At 44.6% G+C, this 20,849-nt stretch carries 18 protein-coding genes; 11 read left to right on the forward strand and 7 right to left on the reverse strand.

Annotation, left to right across the window (positions count from 1 at the left end):
• From B7982_RS11055 to B7982_RS11080, 6 genes are all read right to left on the reverse strand, one after another.
• Positions 1-1,713 carry a LeoA/HP0731 family dynamin-like GTPase gene (locus B7982_RS11055; RefSeq protein ID WP_088660804.1) on the reverse strand — a complete coding sequence of 571 codons (1,713 nt, stop codon included), beginning with the start codon at positions 1,711-1,713 and terminating at the stop codon, positions 1-3.
• Positions 1,700-3,343, reverse strand: a complete 1,644-nt coding sequence (locus tag B7982_RS11060) for a GTPase domain-containing protein (RefSeq protein ID WP_144065956.1) — start codon at positions 3,341-3,343, stop codon at positions 1,700-1,702. Before B7982_RS11060 ends, B7982_RS11055 begins: the two co-directional genes overlap by 14 nt.
• A complete protein-coding gene (locus B7982_RS11065; protein WP_088660806.1) occupies positions 3,340-3,855 on the reverse strand; it encodes a hypothetical protein in 516 nt (171 codons plus the stop codon). The genes B7982_RS11060 and B7982_RS11065 overlap by 4 nt, the downstream gene beginning before the upstream one ends.
• A gap of 45 nt (positions 3,856-3,900) precedes the next feature.
• Positions 3,901-4,215, reverse strand: coding sequence for a hypothetical protein (locus B7982_RS11070; RefSeq protein WP_144065957.1), 315 nt, complete (start codon positions 4,213-4,215; stop codon positions 3,901-3,903).
• A 799-nt stretch (positions 4,216-5,014) separates the two neighbouring features.
• Positions 5,015-5,545 (reverse strand): type II toxin-antitoxin system death-on-curing family toxin, encoded by a 531-nt coding sequence (locus B7982_RS11075; protein WP_088660808.1) that lies wholly within the window; start codon positions 5,543-5,545, stop codon positions 5,015-5,017.
• 68 nt (positions 5,546-5,613) lie between these two features.
• On the reverse strand, positions 5,614-6,135 hold the full coding sequence (locus B7982_RS11080) for a phospholipase D-like domain-containing protein (RefSeq protein WP_088660809.1): 522 nt from the start codon (positions 6,133-6,135) through the stop codon (positions 5,614-5,616).
• A 191-nt stretch (positions 6,136-6,326) separates the two neighbouring features.
• Between B7982_RS11080 and B7982_RS11085 the strand changes: the two genes are divergently transcribed.
• The 4 genes from B7982_RS11085 to mnmA all read left to right on the forward strand — a co-directional run bounded on the left by B7982_RS11085 (position 6,327) and on the right by mnmA (position 11,277).
• The gene (locus tag B7982_RS11085) at positions 6,327-7,343 is read left to right on the forward strand and encodes a YafY family protein (protein WP_088660810.1); all 1,017 of its coding nucleotides are present in this window, start codon (positions 6,327-6,329) and stop codon (positions 7,341-7,343) included.
• Positions 7,344-7,736: 393 nt separating this feature from the next.
• A complete protein-coding gene (locus tag B7982_RS11090; RefSeq protein ID WP_014545806.1) occupies positions 7,737-9,023 on the forward strand; it encodes an O-acetylhomoserine aminocarboxypropyltransferase/cysteine synthase family protein in 1,287 nt (428 codons plus the stop codon).
• Between the two features lie 25 nt (positions 9,024-9,048).
• Positions 9,049-9,981 (forward strand): cysteine synthase A, encoded by a 933-nt coding sequence (gene cysK, locus B7982_RS11095; RefSeq protein ID WP_088631118.1) that lies wholly within the window; start codon positions 9,049-9,051, stop codon positions 9,979-9,981.
• 195 nt (positions 9,982-10,176) lie between these two features.
• On the forward strand, positions 10,177-11,277 hold the full coding sequence (mnmA, locus tag B7982_RS11100) for a tRNA 2-thiouridine(34) synthase MnmA (protein ID WP_233138517.1): 1,101 nt from the start codon (positions 10,177-10,179) through the stop codon (positions 11,275-11,277).
• 109 nt (positions 11,278-11,386) lie between these two features.
• Here the strand turns inward: mnmA and nifH are convergent, their stop codons facing one another.
• The gene (gene nifH / locus B7982_RS11105; RefSeq protein ID WP_014545810.1) at positions 11,387-12,232 is read right to left on the reverse strand and encodes a nitrogenase iron protein; all 846 of its coding nucleotides are present in this window, start codon (positions 12,230-12,232) and stop codon (positions 11,387-11,389) included.
• A 411-nt stretch (positions 12,233-12,643) separates the two neighbouring features.
• On the opposite strand from nifH, the gene B7982_RS11110 reads away from it, so the two are divergent.
• The 7 genes from B7982_RS11110 (at position 12,644) to B7982_RS11145 (ending at position 20,843) form a co-directional block, all read left to right on the forward strand.
• Entirely contained in the window at positions 12,644-13,516 is an 873-nt protein-coding gene (locus B7982_RS11110) for a radical SAM protein (protein WP_014545811.1), read from the forward strand.
• Complete coding sequence (locus B7982_RS11115; protein ID WP_088660812.1) at positions 13,509-14,819, forward strand: nitrogenase component 1; 1,311 nt, start codon at positions 13,509-13,511, stop codon at positions 14,817-14,819. Before B7982_RS11110 ends, B7982_RS11115 begins: the two co-directional genes overlap by 8 nt.
• Before the next feature lie 10 nt (positions 14,820-14,829).
• The gene (locus B7982_RS11120; RefSeq protein ID WP_014545813.1) at positions 14,830-16,299 is read left to right on the forward strand and encodes a nitrogenase component 1; all 1,470 of its coding nucleotides are present in this window, start codon (positions 14,830-14,832) and stop codon (positions 16,297-16,299) included.
• A gap of 416 nt (positions 16,300-16,715) precedes the next feature.
• The gene (locus tag B7982_RS11130) at positions 16,716-17,873 is read left to right on the forward strand and encodes a PLP-dependent aspartate aminotransferase family protein (RefSeq protein WP_088660814.1); all 1,158 of its coding nucleotides are present in this window, start codon (positions 16,716-16,718) and stop codon (positions 17,871-17,873) included.
• A gap of 10 nt (positions 17,874-17,883) precedes the next feature.
• Complete coding sequence (locus B7982_RS11135) at positions 17,884-18,795, forward strand: PLP-dependent cysteine synthase family protein (protein ID WP_088631114.1); 912 nt, start codon at positions 17,884-17,886, stop codon at positions 18,793-18,795.
• A 36-nt stretch (positions 18,796-18,831) separates the two neighbouring features.
• Positions 18,832-19,701, forward strand: coding sequence for a class I SAM-dependent methyltransferase (locus B7982_RS11140; RefSeq protein ID WP_088660815.1), 870 nt, complete (start codon positions 18,832-18,834; stop codon positions 19,699-19,701).
• A gap of 137 nt (positions 19,702-19,838) precedes the next feature.
• Positions 19,839-20,843: a DsrE/DsrF/DrsH-like family protein gene (locus B7982_RS11145; RefSeq protein WP_088660816.1), complete on the forward strand. Its 1,005-nt coding sequence runs from the start codon at positions 19,839-19,841 to the stop codon at positions 20,841-20,843.
• The last annotated feature ends 6 nt before the right edge of the window (positions 20,844-20,849 follow it).

Here is a 20,849-nt window from a genome sequence, read left to right on the forward strand (position 1 = left end):
TTATTCATCAGCATTTTTCAATTTTTCTATTTGAGAAATGGTTTCCTCTAAATTCATTTTTTTCTTTTCTATTTCACAGGCAATTTGTTTAATCTGTCCGCACTTTTCTTTTAATCCATCTTTGTAAGACTCTATTTCTATTGTACTAGGCTTAAAATCATCAAATAATTTTACAACATCTCTTTTCAGCTCATTTTTTTGTTTCTTTAATTCGTATTGAGCGTATATTCTTTGTCCTAAACTAGCAATGGTGTTTACAACTTTTTCAATATGCTCTTTATTTTTACAGGTAAAATCTGCTACCCTTGAAACACCTTCTAAAGTATGGCCAACCTGGTTAATTTTATTAGCCACTTTTTTAGCTCCATGAGGTTTAAATTTATGGTTTACTCCTGTATAATTTCGAATTTCATTTCTTGCCGCAAGTACTTTTTTATTATCAATTTTCTCTTCTTCTATCAATGAGGCTCCTTTTTGTGCAAGGCCTCCGACAACCTTTATTCCATCAAATATAGAGATGCTTTGTGATTCAGCAACATCGTGTTTTTCAAGAATAAGTTGAGGTAGATAGAACGCTTCGATACTATAGATATCACCAAATAAGTTGTTCCAGCTTTCTTTCCAAGAATCCCCCAATTTTAAGAAAAAATTCTTGTCAAACTGAGAAATTGATTCACTATCAGCACTTTCTATTAAGGCGAGAACATCATTCATTCTCTTATTCGTCATATTTTCAAAATTAGTTTGCTTATTCACAAAGAGTTGCAATTCTCGTTCTATGTCGTTCTTTTCTTTTTTATAACATTGAAGGTTATTATTAGTTTCTTGTAAAGATGAATTTATTTCATTTTGAATTTGGCAACAAATATCACTTACAACTGATTCAATCGTTTCTCCCATAAGATCTTTACATTCATTAACTTCCAAAATTTCGATTAATTTTTTTCGTAAATTTTGAATTCTAGATTTGCCTAAGTAAAGCGTTTTTCGCTCATCATTGGCAAACCACTTTTTTAAGGATTTTTTTCCTGGATCAAGGGATACACATACAACATTAACTTTTTTAGCTTCTTCTTCTTCAAGATTTATAAATAATTTCAACTTATTTATTAAATTCTCTGTTTTTATGAGGCATTGCTCTTTAAAATCATCTTCTTCAGACAAATCAGCAACCGAATCCATTTTGTTGATAACAAAAATCGTGTTGGGCAACTTATTTAACGTCCGCAACACATAATTCAAAGAATCCCTATGGCTTTCTTTTAAAGGATTTTCAGCTTCAACGACATATACTATTACATTCGCTTCGGATATGTATCGTAATGTCATATCCTCATAGCGGATTTTCTCATCACCATTATCACTTTCTTTATTTCCAAACAAACCCGGAGTGTCAATGAACACACACCGGTCCTCAAGACCACGGACACAATAGGATTTTATAGTGTTAGACGATTCATCCGTATTTATCTGCATATCATCTTTTTCTTCTTCAAGCAGGCCCGCAATAGCAGTAGTTTTCCCTGCAGAAAAGCTTCCTAGAAACACAATCTTTATTGGACCGTTAATTGAATTTACAAAACGATCAATCTTGTTTATATAGTTTTTTGAATTTTGAATAATTTCCGATTTATTTTCTATAATTTCTCTTAGCTTTATCAATTTCGTCTTCATAAATTCTTTCTTTTCAAGAACAGATTTAAGCTCTTTCATAAGTCATCTCCCTGATATTATTATATGTACATTTTAACGATTCTAACTGATCTGCAAATATTTTTTTCAAATAGTTTGTTGATTTTTTATCCTCATCCAACAGTGACAAAAATCTTTCTTCAATCATTTCTTTTGCTTCGTCAATTTGTTTATCAACTTCACTAACAAATACATTTTTTTGTTGTAGCAGTTGATTCCTTATCTGGTTTTTTATTTGATTTATTTTTGATTTTCTCTGATAAAAATTTAAAGCTTTGCCCACAATACTTTCAAGAATATTAAAAGCAGCATCCGCAACATTCAACGCATCTTCATATGATATTTTTTTTAAATCAAATCTCATTTTACCATTTACCACATTCAACACTCCGGAATTTTTCTTTCCTAAATCATAAAGTTTACTTCCACTCTCTATAACAGATTTTGAAAAAAATTCTACATCTACTGGTAAAGACATATCAGAGATATTCTTTATGTAAATTTTTCGTATTTTCATTGAACCAGAATCTGCAAAATCAGCTTTTGACATAGACTTTCTTAAATAGTTTGTTTCCTGATTTAATGAAGTATTTAACGATTCTACCATTTTTTTTATAATACCGTTTATTTCTCCATTCGTATTCTGTTGTAAATCATCAACGCATCTCATCAACTCTTTATTTATTTTTTTTGACGAATAAGACCCAATATAGATATCAATAATATGACACATTTCATTTTCACATTTCACAAATTTTTTTTCAATTATACTTTCTACATTATTTTTCGTTTCTGTAATCTCATGACTAAAATAATTCCTCATTTTCCTAATCGATTCATCTATTAGCTTATTATTACCATCAATATTTTTTTCAACGTCATCAAAAACCGCCTGCAACTCTGTTATACGAGTCTGCATATATTTTTCTGCTCGAATTTTGTTGCTTTCCCAAATATCTTTCTCATAAGATTCAATTTTCGTCTCTATCAATTTTTGCAAAAACGCTATTTGACTAAATTTTAGCATTTCCTGATATGAAAAATATTTTTTAAAGTTTTCTTGAACTTTTCTTAAATTTTTTCCTTTTCTGGGTCCACAAATAGAAGTTTCCCCGTTTGCGTCAACAGCGGCTCCACAAAAAGCAAGAAGCCCCTGAATTGAATTAATTCCTAAAAACGTTTCATTTCCAAAAGCACATTTCAATATTTCTGAAGTCTGCTCTTTTACTTCAATACCTTTTTCATTCTCTAGATTTTCCCGATCCTCTTCAAATTCATATGCATCAGCTTTTCCTCGTATATTGCACAAGGCATACACTTTTGACGTGTATTTTAAATATTGCTTAATCTTATTTACCGTTGCTGGTTCCGGTTTCTTTTCTGAACTACTTACAAAAAGAACTAAATGAGCTTTTTTCAAAGCTCGATCAATCAGTGATTTGTATTTTTCTTCGTCCCCTTCAATTCCAGGAACATCTATAAGAATAAAATTTTTTCCATTACAACTTAAATGATATTCTGCATTATCCTTAGTATAATCAGCCTGCCCGGTTCCAATAATCCGTCCATCGATTTTACCATCATCTAGAAGGAGGCTCACTAAATTTCGCCTTTCAGTCAACTCACTAATCAAAGAATCTTTAAAATTCATATAACAACACCAATAAAAAATGAAACCATCATATATACTATAAAAGCTACAATATATGGAACTTTACTTTTCTGCAATGATTTTATAGATTTTTTTATAGATTCAATTTCTGCATAAACATCATTTACATCTTTTTCTGATGCAATTTTCAAACGATTTATCGCCGCATCATATTTATCTAGTAAGTCGATTTTTTCTTTTTGATCCAATTTAAGTAATTCTTCTCTCGATGGATCATTAAAGAGTATTCGCAAAGATTCTATAATAGTACTTTTTCCAGCATTTGTCTCCCCAAAAAAAGCAATTGCAAATTCATTCCACTCTGAATTTTGTTTTAAATCTTGCAATTCTTCGTCAAATTTTTTTTGTAAAATACCCAATTTATCTTGCGTGTTTTGAATAGTTGACGAAACCTTTGTACCAGAAGACGGTAATTTATTCAATTCATTTATCGCCTCGTGAAGGTTGTTGGAGATTTCCTCATAAAAATTTTGAATATTACTACCTATCATTATAGTCCTTTTTGCTCATAGCCCCTTTGGGGGATACTTATAAAATTACAATCCAAGTTTTTCTATAATCTGATTAGCATCAAATTCATTCGTTTGTTTAAAGTTTGTCTTTGATACCATTTTTTTGATATACTCAATTTCATAATCATTCCTATATAATTCAATGGCTTCAACAGTACTTCCTTTAGTTCGGCATGCACATATTATAACATTGCACATCCCTTGAACAAAATCCTGAAGACTTTTTGGCAGTCGATATCCGGGATCACCTTGCGTTTCTATTCCTATTTTCATTCCATTCAAATTGCCAAATACACATTTTTCATCTTTGTCATCCTTTTCGCAAGAAACATATGACACAGAAGAATATTTTTCTTTTAACTTTTGAATGACGATTCTTAAAGTTTCAGATTTTCATTTCATCCTCCTTATTACATCACCTCATGTTTTCCACCACGGCTACAATTGCCGTTGGCGATAGTCCAAAAGTCATATGAAAAGCCACATTTGGCACACACGTATTTTGGTCCTTGTTGCATTCCGCGATAAGGATCGTGTTTTCCGCCTCTGCTGCAGCCACCATTTGCAATAGTCCAGGCGTCATAGGACTGCCCGCATTTTTTACAATAAAAATTCATTTTGTCCCCTTCTTAAAAAGAAATATATCCCTATTTTCAGGAAATCGCATAAAAACAGATCCAAAATCTTTAATTCACCCTCCCATATTCCAAACGAAACCATTCAACGATTCTAGCGCAGTATTTTTCCTGCAATTCACTCTCATTTTCCATAAGTCCTCGCATTTATCCTTTGGTTTTGCCGACCATCACTAATATAAAATGGGACCGCGACAATTACAGTCGTCGGCCCTTGGCTTGCATTTTTTCCCACAAAAAAAGCGTGGAGTTTATGCAATTTACTCAATCGCGGTTCGGCAAAACCTATACGGAATAAACACAAAAACCCACGCCACGAGGCGCGAGTCAGTGCGCTCAGTCTTCCGTATATTCAAAATTTTGCCGATTTCGATTGAAAGCCAAGAGCAGAGCTCAAACTTATGTCAAAAACTTGATTACCTTATGAAAACCTCTTTTTTCAGTAATATAATCAAATTTTCACAAGGCATGCACGCAAAAGCGCGTTTTCTACACTTTTTCAATCACAGAATCAAGTTTACGACGAGCTTGACCATGGTTTCGCGCTCTTCGGGCTTGCTTTCGGCGATGAGTAGCGTGAGGGCGACGAGAGCGCCGTCACTCAAAATTTTGGAGCCATCCACGCGGTAGAGGATTTCGTTGCGAGACATGTACCACAAGAAAATGAATGCGGCGATGCGCTTGTTGCCATCGATAAAGGAATGGTTCTTGACGAGTAGATAGAGGAGCGTTGCGGCTTTTAGCTGTACGGTCGGATAAAGGTCCTTGCCGTCGAAGGTCTGGTAAATTTGTCCGAGAGAACTTTTGAAAGAGGCATCTTTTTCAACGCCGAAGATGCCGCTGTCGCGGAACTTTTCCTTGAGCACAGCGATAGCGTCCATGGCGAGTTCGTATGTTATGGCACCTTTCGTTTCAGCATAGTCGCCCGCCTTGGGGATTTCAAGTTGTTGATGGTCGTACCGGTCCAACGTTTCGAGGGCCGTTCTAAAATCGCTGATGACGTTTGCAATTTCAAGTTTTTCGTTTTTATCCATGACGTACTCCTTTTGTAGGGGAACGTCAAGAATATAGAATGACGATGCGACAATTAATGTCGTTCGAACTACTTGATTCTATCGCTGCAGAATTCCTGGCGGCCGCATTTTTCGCAATGAGCGCCCATCCAAAGCGTGTCGAATTGTTCTATAGCGGGTTCGACGATGTGCGGGTCATTCGTGAGGATTCCCGCTTCGAAGTTGCGACGGAGCGAGCTTTTCATGCCGATGCCGGCTCCAGTCAAGTTTGCAGAGCCGATGTAAGCGGTTTCAAGGTCGAATATCATCATCTTGAAATGCACTCGCGGACACATGACGCGTTCGAGGTCGGTCGCAAGAATCTTATAGCGGTCGAAATCTTCGCGGAAGTTCGGGCCGGGTTCTTTTGCATGAATGAGCCGCACGCCTACGCCGCGCTTGAGCAGTCCTGCGAGTTGTCCGAGCAACGGGATTGATTCGCCGTTCTGTTTCACATAAACATCCTTGATGTCGGCGGTGCCGATCCAGAGCGTTTTGCGAACTGTCGCGATACGAGAAATTACTTCGGAATAGTGTTCTTCGTTTTGGATGTACTTGGTAAAGGTCGGCATAGAAAGAAATATAGTATTGTCGCACGACAATAAATGTCGTCGGATTTATTTATATTAGAAAAAGGAGATTCCCGCTCGGAGGCGGGAATGACAAAGGAGCCGAGTGATGCAGAAACATGCTTGCATGTTTCTATATCCGAGGCGAACTAGTCAGGCCCCGTTAGGGGAATGACATGTTTTAGCGAGGTCTTATGGAAAATCCGGGTCGCGGCGAACGCATGGTGCGAATTTTTGTGTACCTGATGGCACACTATAACAATCGTTATAGCGTTACGGACATCATGCAGCATTTGGACATTCCCGCAAGTGAATTGCGAAGCGTGCAGCGCGATATGCAGGCATTGACAAATCTCGAAAGCCATTACATCCAACGCATTACCGACAGCGGCAAGACTTATTACCAGGCGGCGCTCGAACGTGCGAACAAGCTCGTATTCCCTGAGTTTGGCGACATGGTTTTGCATTTCGTCTTTTTACAGCGCATCGCGAACTTGTACCCGGCAACAGCTAGCCTTATCGATGACCTCACCAGAAGAATTACGCAGGATTTGCCTGCGAAGCAGCAAGACATTCTGAAGAGCTATTCAAAAGAATTAAGCGGCCGCATTCTCTTCATGGGGACTCCGCCCAATTACGACGAAGACGTGAGCAAGCACCTGCCGACTATCCTTAATGCGATTCGCAAGAAGCAGAAGGTACAAATAACATATACAGACAATTGGGGAACGGTATCCACTCAACCTCGCATTCCGTTAATGGTCGCGATAAGTCATGGAGACATTTATATCGGTTGCGTTTCGCAGCACCACCCCGACAAAACTTACGCGTTAAAATTGCAACGCATCGAGTCGGTAAAATTGCTGAAGGAAACTTTTGAAGAAGACCCGAAGGTGGTCGAATCACTGCGCAAGCGCATCCGCACGGGATCTTTGCTTTTAGGCGACCAGAACCCGCAAGAAGAAAAGGTCGTCATTTACTTCCCGAAATACGCCAAGAACTTTTTGAAGGAACGTCCGTACCACCGCTCCATGAAAATGGAAGACGCGCCAGGCGACGAGATCCGCGTAACGATGAAGGTCGAGGTGAACGAGCTGCTCAAGCAGTGGATTATGTATTATGGGAACATCGCGACGGTCCAACAGCCGAAAAAGTTGAGGCAGATGATACTGGAAACAGCTAAATCCATCGTAAATAAGTACGAAAAGTAAGGGAGATTCCCGCTCGGAGGCGGGAATGACACCCCAAAACAGCCTGCTATTATAAAAATTACGGCCTTGTTATAGTTTTTATTTATAGATAAGCAACTTTTCTAGAAAATTTTTATAATTTACCCTACTTTCCTATTGGACTAGTAGGGTTTTGTTTTTAAATTATGCACATCAAACGAACGAGGCACCCCGAAAGGGAAAAGCCTGGAGGATTTCGCTATGCGATGTCGAATGTGTAACCAAGCTGAAGGCGGGCGGGCCCAATACCGCCAAAATTTAACGCTCAGGATTGAGCAAAACTATTAACTATCGCGTCGCCCGACGCCAACAGTAACAAAACGTTCGGGCGAACGCGAAAATTTCGCGCCAAGCGCACAAAAGGATTTAAATAATATGACGACTCAGAATAAGCTCCATTTCGAAACTCTTCAGCTCCACGTTGGTCAGGAACAGGCAGACCCGGCAACCGATTCCCGCGCAGTTCCTATATACCAGACCACCTCTTACGTGTTCCACAGCGCTCAGCACGCTTCTGACCGTTTCCATCTGAAGGATGCAGGCAACATTTACGGCCGCCTCACCAATACCACGCAGGACGTTTTTGAAAAGCGCATCGCTGCTCTCGAAGGCGGTATCGCAGGTCTCGCAGTCGCTTCCGGTGCAGCAGCTCTTACTTATGCCATCACGGCTCTCGCTCGCAAGGGTGACCACGTGGTCGCACAGCGCTCCATCTACGGCGGCACCTACAACCTCTTGGAACATACGCTCAGCAAGTTCGGCATTGAAACGACTTTCGTCGACATCCACAACCTCAAGGAAGTCGAAAACTCTATCAAGTCCAACACCAAGCTCATCTTCATTGAAACGCTCGGCAACCCGAACTCCGACATCCCGGATATCGAGGCCATCTCCGAACTCGCTCACAAGAACAAGATTCCGGTCGTGATCGACAACACCTTCGGTACTCCGTACTTGATTCGTCCGCTCGAACACGGTGCTGATATCGTCGTGCATTCTGCAACGAAATTCATCGGCGGTCACGGTACGACTCTCGGCGGCGTGATTGTTGACGGTGGCAAGTTTGATTGGGCTGCATCAGGCAAGTTCCCGCAGTTCACCGAAACGAACCCGAGCTACGGTGTGCCTTTCACCGCAGCAGCTGGCGCTGCAGCTTACATCGTTTACATCCGCGCTATCCTTCTCCGTGACGAAGGTGCAGCAATTTCCCCGTTCAACGCATTCCTTCTCTTGCAGGGCACTGAAACGCTTTCGCTCCGTCTTGACCGTCATGTGGAAAACACCAAGAAGGTTCTCGAATTCCTCTCGAAGCACCCGAAGGTCGCTAAGGTCAACCACCCGAGCTTTGCAGATCATCCGCAGCACGCTCTCTACCAGAAGTACTTCCCGAACGGTGCAGGTTCCATCTTCACGTTCGATGTGAAGGGCGGCCAGGCAGAAGCCTTCAAGTTCATCGACGGGCTCAAGATTTTCAGCTTGCTCGCTAACGTTGCCGACGTGAAGAGCCTCGTTGTTCACCCGTATACAACGACCCACTCGGAACTCACTCCGGCTGAACTTGCCGAAGCTGGTATCTCTCCTGCAACGATCCGTCTCTCCATCGGTACGGAACACTACGAAGATATCATCAACGACCTCGCACAGGCTCTTGACCAGATTTAATTACAAATAACAAAAGGATTCTACCATGTCAAAAATTTACGCATCTGCTGACCAACTTATCGGTCATACCCCGCTCCTCGAACTTTCCCACATCGAAAAGGAAAACAATCTCCAGGCTAAGATCGTGGCAAAGCTTGAATATTTCAACCCGGCTGGATCTGTCAAGGATCGTATTGCTAAGGCAATGATTGACGATGCCGAAGCTTCAGGCAAGCTTAAGCCGGGTTCCGTGATTATCGAACCGACTTCTGGTAACACTGGTATCGGTCTTGCTTCTGTCGCCGCAGCTCGCGGCTACCGCATCATCATCGTGATGCCGGAAACCATGAGTGTTGAACGTCGCCAGCTCATCAAGGCCTACGGTGCAGAAATCGTTCTCACCGAAGGTGCTAAGGGCATGAAGGGTGCAATCGCTCGCGCAACAGAACTCTCTCAGGAAATTCCGAACAGCTTTATCCCGGGTCAGTTCGTGAACCCGGCAAACCCGGCCGCCCACAAGGCAACGACGGGTCCGGAAATTTGGGAAGACACGGATGGCAAGGTTGACATTTTCGTCGCAGGCGTAGGTACTGGTGGAACGGTCACGGGTGTCGGTGAATACCTCAAGTCGCAAAATCCGAATGTGAAGGTTGTCGCAGTTGAACCGGAATCTTCTCCGGTGCTTTCCAAGGGCACGGCTGGTCCGCACAAGATCCAGGGTATTGGCGCAGGCTTTGTTCCGGATACTTTGAACACCTCCGTCTATGACGAAGTGCTCCCGGTCAAGAACGAAGACGCATTTGCCGCAGGGAAGGCAATTGCCAAGGCAGAAGGCATCCTCGTCGGTATCTCTTCTGGTGCAGCCCTCCACGCCGCAGTCGAACTTGCAAAGCGTCCGGAAAACAAGGGCAAAACGATTGTCGCACTCCTCCCGGATAGCGGTGACCGTTACCTCTCCACTCCGCTCTTCGCTGACTAATTGATTTAAGGTTTGGTAAGTGCCTCGCAGTTCCATTCGCTACGCGGTAGAAACCATCCTCTCAACAAAAGCTTATTGAATGCAAACGCTAGAAGGTTCCATTCGCCTCTCTAGCGTTTATTTGTGTTTTATACAACGCATTGTCATCCCGGCCTTGTGCCGGGATCACCAATTTTCAAAAAGAACGGTTTTAACATGTCACAAAAAAAGCGTGTCGCTGTTGGATTGTCGGGCGGTGTAGATTCCGCCCTTTCGGCGTATTTACTGAAAAAGCAAGGTTACGAAGTTGTCGGCATGACGATGGCGACGTGGGACGGCTCCGTGAAAATGCCTGCAGTCGAAGGTCGCGAAGGCTGTTACGGTCCGAGCGAAGACAAGAATATCGAAGAGGCAAAGCTCGTTGCCGAGCGTCTCGGGATTCCGCATTACGTTGTTCCGGTTGCCGAAGATTACAAGCGTGAAGTTCTCGACTATTTCCGTGCGGAATACCGCGCAGGGCGAACGCCGAATCCGTGCGTCCGTTGCAATCAGAGCATCAAGTTTGGAGCGCTACAGCATGCGGCACGCAAGCTCGGGATTGATTTCGATTACTTTGCGACGGGGCATTACGCGCGACTCGATTTCAAGAATCCTGATGTTCCGTTCTTGTACGAAGCGCTGGACGAGCATAAAGACCAGACGTACTTTTTATCAAGACTCTCGGCAGAGCAACTTTCCACTGTGATTTTCCCGCTCGGCGGAATGCAGAAAGCAGACGTGAAAGCGCTCGCCAAGGAAATCGGCTGGGACGATTTTGCAACAAAGCGCGAAAGCCAGGACTTTATCGAGTGCGGCGATTACTCGGTGCTATTTGACGAGAGCGATAACGTTCCCGGAGATTTTATCGATGTGAACGGAAAAGTTCTCGGGAAACACAAGGGAATCGTTCATTACACGATCGGACAACGCAAGGGGCTCAATATCGGCGGGCAAGCGGAACCGCTTTACGTGGTGGCGATTGACGCTCACCACAATCAGGTGATTCTCGGACCTAGAAGCGCATTGAGCTGTACCGAAGTTTCTGCCGTTGACTTGAACCTGATGGTTTCGGAGACATCCCCACTTTTGAAGGAGCCGCTCACGGCACACATTCGCCTCGGGCATAAAGGAGCAACGGCAAGAATTACTGCTTTGGACACTACAGCCGGTACAATCAGCGTGAAATTTGACGAACCGCAATTTGCATCGGCACCGGGTCAAGTGCTCGTGCTCTACGCAGACAAAGGCGTGGTTGCGAGTGCGATTATCGGGAAGTAAAGGGCGGGAAACGCCCGCATTTCCTTATTTTGCCAACACAAAATAACGCAAAAAATCCTACCCGATTGGGTAAGATTTTTCACTTTGAGATAGTTGGCAATAAAAAGTTTTAAATGGAGTAGTCTTTTTCCATCATGCCGTAGTCGATGAGAATTTGTTCCAAGCGGTCCTGCGTCATCGGAGTCGGGATGGTAAAGAGTTCGTTTTCGTCGATATTCTTTGCAAGTTCGCGGTAAACGTTGGCCTGGTTGCAGTTCGGTTCGAAATCAATCACGGTCTTCTTGCGAATTTCGGCCTGCTGCACGATGTTGTTGCGCGGCACGTACTGGATGAGTTGCGTGTTGAGTTCCTTGGTGAATGCGCGGAGCAAGTCAAGTTCGTTATCGACGTTACGGCTGTTGCAGATAATACCGCCGAGTCGCACTTCACCGCGTTCAGCGTACTTGGCAATACCCTTACAAATGTTGTTTGCAGCGTAGAGGGCCATCATTTCGCCGGAAGCAACGATGTAGATTTCCTTTGCCTTGCCTTCACGAATCGGCATGGCGAAACCACCGCACACAACGTCACCGAGCACGTCGTAGAAAACGTAGTCGAGATCTTCGGTGTAAGCGCCCAGCTGTTCGAGCATGCTGATGGAAGTGATGATACCGCGGCCAGCGCAACCCACGCCCGGTTCCGGGCCACCGGATTCCACGCAGCGAACGCCCTTGAAGCCAACCTTTTCAAGGTCAGAAAGCTGAATTTCGGTCTTGTTATCGCGAATGGTATCGAGCACAGTCTTCTGATGGAGACCACCGAGCAAAAGACGGGTAGAGTCAGCCTTCGGGTCGCAACCGACAACGAGCACGTGCTTGCCCTGTTCCACAAGGCCTGCGGTCAAGTTCTGAGTTGTAGTGGACTTGCCGATGCCGCCCTTACCATAGATAGCGATTTGACGTAATTTCTTTGACATATTATAAGTGTCTCCTTAGGATTTTCCTATAGAAACGCTAGGCAAGAACAAGTTTAGAATTTGCGTCTACCCTTTTCAATACTTTTTTAGCCCATTTCGTCACAATTATTCTTTTTTGCGCGTTGCTATAAAAACTTTTTATAACCCCATTCAGCGGGAATCTATTGCACGCCCAGAAAAAACATTTTTTTTAATTTTCACCCCTTGTTTCATATTGTCTTTCGCTATACCGCTTTTTAAATTTTTGCCCGAACTTCTTCGACAGGGAAGTAAAAGAATTAATCACACAACAGAACGCTAGGCAAACCGTTCATCATCTTCCACATAAACTAAATCGGTATTTACCGCTAGTTTAGCGCAAGGCTTTTACGCCTTGTGTTTACCACGAATCTTTTGCCTTTGTGAGGTTTTATGGCAATCGATCAAGAAACAGTTTTTAGAGAGCACCCCTGCTTTGGTGCATGCAAGAATCGTAAAGGGCGTATCCATTTGCCCGTCGCTCCGGGTTGTAACATCGAATGCCGTTTTTGCGACCGTCGCATCAACGAAGACGCACAAGTTCCGGGAAATACAAGTAAAGTTATCAAACCGGAAGAAGCATGTGGCTATATTCGCAAGGCTCTTGAATTCGTACCGGATCTTACTACGGTGGGTATTGCTGGCCCTGGCGACACGCTCGCGACACCTTTTGCACTGGACACTTTCCGCCTCGTCAAAAAGGAATTTCCAAACCTGATTCGTTGCATGAGCACAAACGGACTTTTGCTGAACGACAAGGCAGACGAAGTCATTGACGTGGGCATCGATACGCTTACGGTCACGGTGAACGCCGTTGACCCAGAAATCGAAGCAATGATCAATGCGAGAATTTTCTACCACGGCAAGACCTACACGGGTGTCGAAGCCGCTGAAATCTTGATCCACAACCAGCTGGAAGGCATTCGCAAGGTTGCAAAAAGCGGGACACTCGTGAAAGTGAATACGGTTCTTTGCCCAGGTATCAACGACAACCATATCGAAGATGTGGCCGCTACAGTCCGCGAAGCGGGAGCGATTATATACAACATCATTCCGCTGATTCCGCAAAACGGATTCAAGGATCTTCCGGCCCCGACTCCGAAGGGACTCGCAATTGCACAGGAACAGGCCGGCGTATTTATCAATGTTTTCAAGCACTGCGCTCACTGCAGAGCAGATGCTGTTGGCGTTCCCGGCGTCTATGACGTTGGTTCGCAAATCTACATGGATCGCATCCGTGTAAAGGAGACTTTCTCTCATGGCTAAAATATTGGATCAGGCGCGCTACAAATGCGCTTTGGCAGCAATGCAGACCGTGCAATCCATTCCTGGAGCAATTCCCGTTTTGCATTCCGGTCCGGGATGCGCATCCAAGCTAAACGATAACAACGGCACGAGCGGCAGATTCAGCCCCAACATTTACCCTTGCACAAGTATCAGTGAAAAAGAAGTCGTGTTTGGCGGTGCAGACAAGTTGCGTTCAACCATCAGCAACGCTCTCAAAATCATCGATGCCGACCTGTTCGTGGTTCTTTCCGGTTGCACGGGTGAAATCATTGGTGACGACATTCAAGAAGTCGCAGAAGAATTCGAAGATGCCGAAAAGCCTGTCATCTGGGCAAAGACGCCGGGATTCAAGGGCAACAACTACATCGGTCACGACTGGATTTTAAAGAGCATCTTTGAACAGTATGTGAGAAAGTTCAAGGGCGCAGCCCCGAAGGAAAAGGGACTCGTCAACTTATTCGCAGGCGTGCCACAGCAGGATCCGTATTGGCTTGGCAACTTGCGTGAACTCGAACGTCTTTTGCAGTCCATCGGTCTCAAGACAAATACGATTTTCGGTTTTGACCGCGGGCTTGAAAACTTGCAAAAGATTCCGACAGCAGAATACACGATTCTAGTTTCGCCGTGGGCAGGCCTCGAAAGCGCAAAATACTTGGAAAAAGAATTCAACATTCCGCTGTTGCACTACCCGATTTTGCCAATTGGTGCGGCCGAAACGACAAAGTTCCTCCGTACGGTCGCTGAGTTCACGGGCGCAGACAAAGAACTCACGGAATCCGTTATCCAGCAGAACGAAGCGCAGTTCTTCTACTACCTGGAACGCTACGCCGATACGATTCTCGAAAGCCGTATCGTGAGCAAGCGTTTTACCGTCGTGAGCGAAGCCCAGTACGTAATTGCTGTGACCAAGTTTCTCGTGAACGACATGGGTCTTTTCCCGCAAAAACTGTTCGTTACGGACGACACGCCGGAAGCATTCCGCGAAGAAGTCTCGCAAGAAACAAACACGCTGAATTACGACATCAAAACAAAAGTCGAGTTCACCACGGACGGTTTCGACCTCCAGAATCAAATCCGCAAAATGGACTTTGGCGGCTCCCCGCTCATCATCGGTTCGAACTGGGAAAAGAAACTCGCCCACGAACTCAAGGGCCATTTCGTGAACATCAGCTATCCGATGATCGAAAAAATCGTCATCAACTCGCATGTGGCAGGTTATTCCGGCGGTCTTTACTTGTTGGAAGACATCTACTCTGCAGCACTTTCCATGCTGAAAATTTAAGGAGGATCTAATGCCATTTAATTTTAAAAATGCAAACGTCGGTGTTCGAGAAAACCGTCTTGGATCCATCACAGGATTTTCTGGTGATTTGGAAACGCTCGCACACCGCTCACAGTGCGGTTCCGTCAAGAATCGCGAACGTTGCTTTAGCCAGTCCAGTTCTTGTCTTTCGGGCTGCGCTTTGGACCAGCTCATCAGTATCCGCAATGTGGCCGTCGTCTATCACGCTCCAGCCGGTTGCGTTGCACTTGCACAAGGTGAAGATGTCAAATTCCGCCAACTCGCCGAACGCATTAACGAAAAGACAAATTCCGTTTACGTCTGCACGGACTTGAACGAAAACGATACAGTCTTTGGCGCTATCGAAGCACTCCGCAAGGCAACGCAGTACACGTACGAAAAGTTCCACCCGGAAGCGATTTTCCTCTCGTCTTCTTGCGTATCGGGCGTGATTGGCGAAGACGTTGACGGTCTCGCCGACGAACTCGCAGATGAATACGATATTCCAATTATTCCAATCCATTGCGAAGGTTTCAAGAGCCGCATTTGGGCTAGCGGTTTCGATATTGCAGACCACGCCGTTTTACAGGGCATCGTGAAACCGCCTGAGAAGAAGAATAACAAGATTATCTTCAAGAACTTCTTTGAAAGCGCACGTCCGCAAATTACGGAACTTTTCAAGGAAATCGGCGCAGAACCGCAATTCGTTTATTGTAACTCCACTGTCGAAGAACTTTCGCACTTGAGCGAAGCCCAAGCAATGGTTTGCATTTGCGGAACGCTCGGCACCTACCTCGGCAACGCCCTCGAAGAAACTTACGGTGTACCGTATGTGCGTACGATTAACCCGAACGGCATTACCGGTTTTGAAACTTGGTTCCGTGCTATCGGCAAAACGATTGGCAAGGAAGCCGAAGTGGAACGTTACATCGAGCGCCAGCGCGCCATTTACTTGCCGCAAATCGAAGAAGTCAAGAGGGAACTCAAGGGTCTCCGCGCCGTGATCGGTATGGGCCCGGGCTACACCTACGAAGTTTCGCGCGTATTGCAGGAACTCGGCATGGAAGTGGTTCACGGTCTTGCTTGGCATTATGACTACAAGTACGATAACGGCCAGATTCCGCCAGCACTCGAACATTTGCTGAAGACATCGCCAAAGGGGCTCAAGCTCACTGTGGCTGACCAACAAAACTACGAAGTGATGAGCGTATTGAACTATCACAAGCCGGACATTTACTTTAGTCGTCATCCGGGCTCAACCGTATGGGCCATCAAGCAGGGTTACGCAGCGCTCTTCGTCGCCGATGAATACATGATTTTCGGTTACGAAGGAACACTCAACTTTGCCAAGAGCATCCTCGATACCATCAAGAACCGTAGCTTTGAAAAGAGTCTTGCCGCTCGAATCAAGTTACCCTATACCAAGTGGTGGTACGAACAAGATACAGACAAGTTCTTGAAGCCAGAAGGCGCAAGGTAAACAAACATTTTTTTGACATGGTTTCTCCTGCGGGAATTTTTTTCCGCAGGAGATTTTTTATTTAAGCAACCAATTTCAGCTGAGATTCGATTTCAAAAAAACACAGAAACAAAATAGCTATAGAAAATCGTTATCGCCGGTTCCAGAAAAATAGTATAAAGAAATCTCTTGCCAAAACGAAAGGCTTTATCTAAATTAACCCACAAAAGAAATAGGATATAAAAAATGAATTTTCCGTTCAATAGCTTAAATTTCGCTTGTTGTTGTCGATGTCGGACGGGCATCTAGTTTTTAGGCTATTCTTTTAAACAGATTCCCGCTCGGTTTTATGTTCCGTAGCGGGATTTTTTTATTCAAAAAAAATTTAAACCACAAAGGCGCTAGCATTTAATAGCGTCATAGGAGATTATTATCTTATGTCAAACTTCAACAATATCGAAACAAAACTCATTCACGGCGGCATTGATGGCGACAAAACTACAGGAGCTGTAAACGTCCCTATCTACCAGACTTCCACCTACAAGCAGGCAGGCCTTGGTGAAAACACGGGTTGGGAATATTCCCGCACAGGGAACCCGACGCGCGCAGCATTGGAAACGCTGATTGCAGAACTTGAAGGAGGAGTCGCAGGCTTTGCATTTGCAAGCGGCATGGCTGCAACAACAACCGTTCTTTCGCTTTTTAAGCAAGGAGACCGCATCATCATTTCGAGCAATGTCTATGGCGGCACTTTCCGCGTTTTGGACAAAGTTTTCAAGAATCTCGGAATTACTTATTCTATCGAAGACACGACCAATTTGAAAGCGCTTGAATCCAAAATAACACCCGATGTGAAAGCATTCTTTGTCGAAAGCCCTGCAAACCCGCTCTTGACGGTGACGGACTTGGCAGGCGTTGCCGCAATTGCCAAGAAGCACAACATTTTGACCATTGTCGATAACACATTTATGACGCCTTATTTGCAGCGTCCGATTGAATTGGGCGCCGACATCGTCGTGCATTCTGCGACAAAGTATTTAGGCGGTCACAGCGACTTGGTGGCAGGGCTTGCTGTTGTCAATTCCAAGGAACTCGCTGAAAGGCTGGCATTTACGCAGAACGCAACCGGTGCTGTACTCGGACCTTTTGATTCGTTCCTCTTAATTCGCGGCATCAAGACGCTTGGCGTCCGCTTGGATCGTCACACAGAAAATGCCGAAACCATCGCAAAGTATCTCGAAAAGCACGATGCCGTAAAGCACGTTTATTATCCGGGACTCCCGACAGCACAAGGCTACGAAATCAACAAGAAGCAAGCCAAGAACGGTGGCGCTATGATTTCGTTCGAACTTCGTGAAAATTACGATATCAAAAAATTCTTCAGAGCTCTAAAACTCGTTTCTCTTGCTGAAAGCTTGGGCGGCGTCGAAAGCCTCGTATGCCATCCAGCCACAATGACGCATGCATCTATCCCAAAGGAAATTCGCGAAAAAGTCGGCATCACTGACGGGCTCATTCGCTTATCCGTGGGCATTGAAAAAGTTGATGACATCATCGCAGATGTTAACGCAGCCATTGAAGCCGCAAAAGCATAAGGAACAAGATATGCATTACTACGAATCCATGAAATCCCTGATTGGAAAAACACCGCTCGTAAAGCTCACGCATGTTGGAGTTCCTGAAGGCGTAAATTTATTCGTAAAACTTGAATTGTGGAACCCTTCGGGCAGCGTAAAAGACCGCGCCGGCCTTTATATGGTCGAGGACGCGTTCGCCAAAGGGACGCTCAAACCTGGCGGAACGATTATCGAAGCAACCGCAGGCAATACCGGGCTTGGAATTGCATTTGCAGCATTGAACCGCGGTGTGCGTGTCATTTTTGTAGTACCGACAAAATTTTCACAAGAAAAGCAGACGCTTTTGCGTGCGCTTGGCGCAGAACTCATCAACACCCCGCGTGAAGAAGGCATGCTCGGCGCAGAAAAGAAAGCAGAAGAACTGCTGAAGCAAATTCCGGATTCCATTTCTCTCAGACAATTCCACAACATGGCAAATCCGCGCGCCCATTATGAAACGACAGGACCTGAAATTTACGATGATCTCGATGGCAACGTCGATTATGTTGTTGCAGGCGCAGGAAGCGGCGGAACGTTCTCGGGCATTCTCAAGGCGCTCAAGGAACGCAACCCCAAAATTCAAGGCGTGCTCGCTGACCCTGTAGGCTCCACAATGGGCGGTGGCGAACATGGCGACTACAATATCGAAGGAATCGGAAACGATTTTATCGCAGACACTATGGACATGTCGCTTGTGGACCGCGTCATCAAAATTAACGATGACGACGCTTTCGGTGGTTCCCGTGAACTCGCGCAAAAAGAGGGAATTTTTGCGGGGTCTTCTTCGGGCGGCGCTTTCGCAGCAGCCAAGAAACTGATTGCATCGGGCGCTCGCGGGAACATTGTCTTTGTAGCCCCAGACCGTGGCGATCGTTACTTCAGCAAAGGTTTATACAAATAACATAAAAATTCATCTTTAATTAGAGTGCACAAGTTTATGATTAGCAAAACTGCGCTTTTATGCGCTCTTGCCCGAGCTGTCCACACTCACGCTAAAAGTGAAAAAATTTTTGAAGACGAATTTGCACAGGATTTTGTGAGCCTGAAGGAATATCGCCACGCACGCAATCTTGCAAGACAGTTCCTTCCTGCAAAAAAGTCGAAGCCCAAAGATTACCCGGCTAAGGATTTTATTGACCAATACCTTCTCCCCATCATTCTTCCACGAAATCGATTTGCAGAAGACATTGTCGATGCCAAGCAGAAAACAGGAGACGTGCAATACGTTCTCTTGGGTGCGGGCCTAGATTCCTTTGCGCTTAGGAACAAAAGTCAAAACGTCGATGTCTTTGAACTAGATCTGTACGAAACACAAGTTTTCAAAATCGAGCGAACGCGAGAACTTTTCACAAAGAGGCGTCCCAAAGTTCACTTTGTAGAAATCGATTTCAACAAGGATAGCATCATCAGCAGATTGACAAACGCCGGATTTAATCCGAAAAAGCGCTCCGTCTTTTCGATTCTCGGCGTGTCCTACTACATTCCTATTGAAATCTTTTTCAAGACGATTGCGGAAATTTCTAAGATTGCAGCCCCCAATAGTGCAATAGTATTCGATTACTACGAAAAAGAGCGGGACAGTGCGGACAGCACAACCAAAATCAGCCGCTTAAAACAAATAACAGCATCGTGCGGCGAGTGTATGGTTGACGGATACGATCCCGTTCAAGTTGACAATTTGGCCAGGAAATCGGGCATCCAATATTGTCACGATCTTTCTCCCAAAGATATCGACAATGCCTTTTTCAGCACATCAACTGGATTGTCCGCATTCGAGGGCGTTCATCTGATGTATTGCGGTTTGTAAAGCAAATCGTTAACAAGATAACTGACTGTTTTGTTATCGAGAAAGTCGATATTTCGCTATTAAAAAAAAGTATTAGAAATAGACTTCACATGATTCTATTTTTATCTGGTTAAAATAAAATCGGGAAAGGTAAAGTCATGTCTGAAGTCAAAATACTTGCTGCTAGAGATTTTTATAAGATTGATTTACAAAATTCAACTTTGCTTGATGTTCGCGAACCAAGCGAAGTGATCGTCCGACCTATAAATGGCGCAGTTCAAGTTCCATTCTTTGAACTTTCAAAAAAAGTAGATTCCATTCCCAAAGACAAACCCGTTTATGTGTTCTGTTCGACAGGTGACCGCTCCGAACAAGTTGCAGAAATTCTTGCCGACAGAGATTACGAAGTCTACAATCTCGAAGGCGGGCTAGAAGCCTTTTCTAAAGTTCACTTCGTTGATGCCAAAGGGGCAAAATGCCCCGGCCCCATCGTTCAAGTAGACGAGGCCATCAAAAGCGTTTCGCCTGGCGAAGAAGTGCAAATAGAAGCAACCGAAAAGGCTTTTTATTCGGACATACAAATTTGGTGCCAGCGCACCGGCAACGAGCTAAAATCGCTCACAGAAAGAGACAATATAATTTATGCGACCGTCGTAAAGCGCAACGCCCCCGTCGCCGAAAAGCGAGAATTTGAACACGGCAAAACATTTGTCGTATTCAGCGGGGATTTAGACAAAGCAATCGCTTCGTTCATTATGGCAAATGGCGCAGCCGCGATGGGCCGCCCAGTTACAATGTTCTTTACCTTTTGGGGTGTAAGCCTTTTACGCAGACCAGAAAAAGTACGCGTCAAAAAATCGCTTATCGGAAAAATGTTCAGCTTTATGCTGCCGCGAGGTTCCAAAAAGCTCGGACTTTCACGCATGAACTTTGGCGGTATCGGTGCAAAAATGATCCGCGCCGTGATGAAACAAAACGGAGTTTCTTCGCTCGAAGAACTGATTGAAAGCGCAAAGCAAAAAGGCATAAAGTTCGTTGCATGCCAAATGTCGATGGAACTCATGGGAATTACCGCCGAAGAATTGATTGACGGCGTGGAACTTGGTGGCGTCGCGACCATGCTCGGCTCTACTGAAAAATCCGACCTAACATACTTTATATAACACTTG

Origin of the sequence: Fibrobacter sp. UWB2 (genome assembly GCF_002210425.1) — a bacterium.
Lineage (GTDB): Bacteria > Fibrobacterota > Fibrobacteria > Fibrobacterales > Fibrobacteraceae > Fibrobacter > Fibrobacter elongatus.